Source organism: Psychromonas hadalis ATCC BAA-638, from assembly GCF_000420245.1.
In the GTDB taxonomy this organism is placed as follows: Bacteria; Pseudomonadota; Gammaproteobacteria; order Enterobacterales; family Psychromonadaceae; genus Psychromonas; species Psychromonas hadalis.
In genome coordinates this window covers 1-4,024 of record NZ_ATUO01000231.1, presented here as the reverse complement: position 1 = coordinate 4,024, position 4,024 = coordinate 1, and the positions used below count along the sequence as shown (strand labels likewise).

The 4,024-nt window shown below is 39.9% G+C and carries 5 protein-coding genes; 3 read left to right on the top strand and 2 right to left on the bottom strand.

All coding sequences use genetic code 11. The features are described 5' to 3' along the window. Positions 1–416: 416 nt before the first annotated feature. Entirely contained in the window at positions 417–2,075 is a 1,659-nt protein-coding gene (locus G322_RS0117890) for an FAD-dependent oxidoreductase (protein ID WP_022943062.1), read from the bottom strand. A gap of 75 nt (positions 2,076–2,150) precedes the next feature. Beyond that, positions 2,151–2,360, bottom strand: coding sequence for a YgaP family membrane protein (locus G322_RS0117885; protein WP_022943061.1), 210 nt, complete (start codon positions 2,358–2,360; stop codon positions 2,151–2,153). 149 nt (positions 2,361–2,509) lie between these two features. On the opposite strand from G322_RS0117885, the gene G322_RS0117880 reads away from it, so the two are divergent. The 3 genes from G322_RS0117880 to G322_RS21290 all read left to right on the top strand — a co-directional run bounded on the left by G322_RS0117880 (position 2,510) and on the right by G322_RS21290 (position 3,931). Beyond that, entirely contained in the window at positions 2,510–2,815 is a 306-nt protein-coding gene (locus tag G322_RS0117880) for an ArsR/SmtB family transcription factor (RefSeq protein ID WP_022943060.1), read from the top strand. A gap of 206 nt (positions 2,816–3,021) precedes the next feature. Further along, entirely contained in the window at positions 3,022–3,444 is a 423-nt protein-coding gene (locus G322_RS0117875) for a YeeE/YedE family protein (protein WP_022943059.1), read from the top strand. Position 3,445: 1 nt separating this feature from the next. Next, positions 3,446–3,931 carry a YeeE/YedE family protein gene (locus G322_RS21290; RefSeq protein ID WP_022943058.1) on the top strand — a complete coding sequence of 162 codons (486 nt, stop codon included), beginning with the start codon at positions 3,446–3,448 and terminating at the stop codon, positions 3,929–3,931. Positions 3,932–4,024 lie beyond the last annotated feature (93 nt).

The window sequence follows — 4,024 nt, the reverse complement described above, 5'->3', positions numbered from 1 at the left end:
ATCACGACAATACAGTGTGATAAATTAGAAAAATATGTCACCATCTTTTTCCGTGTTAACTGTTTTTTCTTTAATACTTTACCTGATTCATTCATCCAAATTAAATGGAAAGCTGACTTTGCGATATCTAACCCGATTGTTATAGTATTCATGTGACCCTCTCTATTTTGCTGTATATAGAATGTTTAACACTACTATATTGGCTCATTTGAAGCCGTAAGTGGAGTGGAGAGGGTCCATACCATTAATCCGCATAAGTATCTGATCTATCTTGTTGGTTAAAATAATAAATAGCTACGTTGCATTCAATCGCAATAGCTAGCTATTACTCAATCATGCGCCTTGCTCTTCATCATTTTTCCTTAACAAGCCCTGATCACAATATTATGCGGAATGGTATTAGTCATTAAACGCTTTTAGTAGTTAAACGCTTTCCACGTTTTAAAACCACCGCTTAAGTTTTTCACGTTATAACCTAAGTTGGCGAATAAACGTAGTGCCACATGACCGCGCAACCCAACCTGACAGTACACTAAGATCTCTTTATCTTTGGGAATGTTATGTATATTAGCGCGTAGATCATCAACAGGAATATTGATAGCGCCCGGGATCATGCCCATATCATCGACCTCTTGCTCTGTACGTACATCAATCAAAAGTTGCTTATCGGTTATTTTAGCCAACGCTTCAACATGGAAAACAACTTCATCACCTTTCATTACATTGCTCGCTAACAGACCCGCTTGATTAACCACATCACGTGCTGATCCAAACGGTGGCGCGTAACACAGCTCTAAATCTTGTAGGTCATAAACCGTTAATCCTGCGCGTTGTGCCACCGAAAGCACATCAATACGTTTATCAACACCATCTTTACCTACCGCTTGCGCACCTAAAATTTTGCCGTTTTCAGGGTTAAAAAGAAGCTTCAAACTAACAGGGTGTGCACCCGGGTAATAACTCGCATGGCTCATTGCATGTACATAAACTTTCTCGTAGGAAATGTTTTTACGCTTTAAAACTTTTTCGCTTAATCCCGTTGATGCAACGGCGAGATCAAACACTTTACAGATAGCCGTTGCCTGCGTTTTTTTATAGGTTTCACGATGTCCGAAAATAACATTAGCAGCCAAACGTCCTTGACGATTTGCAGGGCCAGCCAACGGAGCAAGCATTGCATCACCGGTAACAAACTCAGGATCTTCAATGGCATCACCCACGGCAAAAATGGCATCATCACTGGTTTGCATAAACTCGTTCACTTTAATACCACCCAGCTCACCAATTTCAAGCCCCGCTTGCACGGCTAATGAGGTTTCAGGTTTCACACCCACCGCCATAATTAACAGGTTAGTTTGCAGTGTTGAGCCATCATTAAGTGTTAATGTTAATGATTTATCAGCAACGGTTGTTGTACCAACCTTTTGTAACGCTTTGCCTAATTTCAGATCAATACCATGCTGCTCAAGCTCTTCATGTAATACATTAGCAATCTCAATATCCACAGGCGCCATCACTTGTTCACCAAGCTCAACCAAGGTGACGGCAATATCACGATGACGCAGTGCCTCTGCCATCTCAAGGCCAATAAAACCACCTCCACAGACCGTTGCATGTTTGGGTTTATTGAGTTCAATAGAGGCGATGATGGCATCCATATCTGGCATATTACGCAACGTATATGTTAAATGATTACGTACACCCGAGATAGGGGGCACAAATGGACCGGCACCCGGACTTAAAATAAGTGCATCGTATGATTCTGTGTACTCTTTATTTGCAAGAATATCGCGCACAGTGACTGTTTTGGCTTCTTTATTAATGGCTAGAATTTCATTTTGTACCCGAATATCGACATTAAAACGCGCTTTAAAGCTTTCAGGTGTTTGTAATAACAGTTTTTCACGAAGTTCGATTTCGCCACCAATATGATATGGCAAACCACAGTTTGCAAAAGAGATATGTGGGCCACGCTCAAAGACGATAATTTGCGCAGATTCATCTAAACGACGTGCACGAGCTGCTGCAGATGCGCCACCAGCGACACCACCAATAATTAATACTTTTTTAGACATAGTTTTTCCAAAGGGTTTATAAAATAAAGGGTAAAAAAACAAAGGAGGAGATAGTACTATTACCTCCTTTTATTGTTACTTTCCTGTGCTACAAGATCCTGATTTACAACCAAACATCTTCATAAAAAAGACCGCAGGGCAGATCCCAGTAAAAGCACTTTGTAATAAGTTGGCACCAACAAACACCGTTAACCACATAAAGTTAGGGTGTACAAACTGCGTTAATAATACCGATAGTAAAATCATCGAACCCGCTAATACTTTAATACCGTTTTCAATTATCATTTTCTTCTCCTAATTATTAAATATAAATTATTAAATACGAGTTCATAATAACTAACTAAATTAGATAAGTCTAATTAATATTCACCTAAATTAGTTTGATTAATATTGTTATAAAATGTAAAGTGAGCAGATAAAAATAGGGGAGAGCAATGAATAAAAAATTAACACTGATTCATGAAAAAGCGGCAGAGGTAAGTGAACTGCTCAAGTTAATGGCACACGCTGACAGAATGGTGGTTTTGTGCCTATTATCTGATGGTGAGATGGGCGTTTCTGAATTAAGAGAGCATACCAAACTGAGCCAATCTGCATTCTCACAACATTTGGGTGTACTGCGCAAAAACAACATCGTCAAAATTCGCAAAGAATCACAGCAAGTTTTTTATTCACTTGCCGATGGCCGTGTCAGCCTATTATTAAGTGCATTGCAGAACGCCTTCTGTCCTGACGAATAAACATTCATGCTTACCATTTAACTCAGGAAAAAATAAAAAAGAACAGATCACAGACCCAGAGTTGAAGAAAAAACAGATAAAAACTATTTTAGTTTTTCTTGTGTAGCGCCTCTGCACCCTCTGAAGTTGTTCTTTTAATCTTTTTACAAATCCAGAATCATCTACATAAGCATATAAAATTTCAAATTAAACTAGTAGGAATAACGATGGAAAATTTTACACCTTGGGTTTCACTCGCCGGTGGGGCTCTGCTCGGCCTTTCAGTAGCTTTACTGATGTTGTTCAGCGGCAAAATAGCGGGTATTAGTGGCGTAATTGGTGGATTATTAAGCCCTAAAAAACATGAATCGAGCTGGCGAGCAGCCTTTTTAACCGGCATGATTTTAAGCTTTTTAATTGTCGCACCCATCGGTTTTGAACTGCCTGATGTTAGCGGTGAGAATATCCTGATTGTCTCATTAGCGGGTTTGTTAGTCGGTTTTGGTACTCGCCTTGGTAATGGTTGCACCAGTGGTCACGGTATTATCGGTATGGGACGTTTTTCTAAACGCTCGATTTATGCAACCATCACCTTTATGGCGTCAGCGGTGGTAATGGTCTTTATTCGCAGCCTATTTGGAGCAGTTTAAGATGTCTAAATCAAAAAAAATTAGAATATTAATGGGTTGGATTTCAGGTGCCTTGTTTGGCGCGGGCATGATAATTTCTGGCATGGCCGATCCGAGTAAAGTGATCGGTTTTTTAAATGTCACCGGTGATTGGGACCCTAGCCTTGCTTTTGTAATGGGTGGTGCATTAGCTGTTTTTACTCCTATTTATCATTTAGTGATTAAAAAACGCTCTCATGCAATCAGTGGTGATAAGTTCACTTGGACAACAAATACGACTGTTGATGGCACGCTTATTTGGGGCGCGGTTATTTTTGGTGCTGGTTGGGGATTAGCAGGATTTTGCCCCGGCCCTGCCATGGCAAGTATCGGGGGTGGTACGAATATTGTACTCGCATTTGTACTGAGTATGTTAGTGGGTATCGTACATGCAAATCAATATTTAGCAGGACGTTTTCCACTGCCTTTTGTGGGTTTTCGTAAAACCGAATGCAGTTTGAAAAAATAGTTCACTGGCACTTTTTCCGTTATTTACATCGTGGAAACAGTGCTTTTATACCATTCCGCTTAATATAATGATCAGGTTTTACGCAGGGTAAAT